Origin of the sequence: Xenorhabdus bharatensis (assembly GCF_037996705.1) — a bacterium.
Taxonomy (GTDB): Bacteria; Pseudomonadota; Gammaproteobacteria; order Enterobacterales; family Enterobacteriaceae; genus Xenorhabdus; species Xenorhabdus bharatensis.
Genome location: NZ_JBBMXG010000076.1, coordinates 1 through 354, shown reverse-complemented (window position 1 = coordinate 354; position 354 = coordinate 1). Strand labels below are relative to the sequence as shown.

The window sequence follows — 354 nt, the reverse complement described above, 5'->3', positions numbered from 1 at the left end:
TGATAGTAATGCCATAGTAGAAAAAGCTGAACAGCAAGGCATGCAAGTCCAGATCCCCAGCCGGAAAAATCGGAAAATTACCCGAGAGTATGATCGTGAACTCTACCGGCTTCGCCATTTGGTTGAAAATGCGTTCCTCCACCTTAAACGCTGGCGTGGTATAGCCACTCGTTATGTGTATTAGTTCAGATGAGATCTGACACTTCGATTTGAAAAGAAGAGAGTTACCCGCTTTGATTAAAAGTGCTGAATCTTAAATCAAAGAAACTAAGAGGTAACTCTCATGCTACATACTAGCAATCCCATCATTAAACACAAAGCAGGTCTTCTCAATCTTGCTAGGGAGCTGGGCAA

The 354-nt window shown here is 42.7% G+C and carries 1 pseudogene; it reads left to right on the top strand.

Features of this window, described 5'->3' with window-relative positions:
- Window positions 1-175: pseudogene (locus AAC855_RS21285) on the top strand (IS5/IS1182 family transposase); the annotation flags it as partial.
- Between the last annotated feature and the right edge of the window lie 179 nt (window positions 176-354).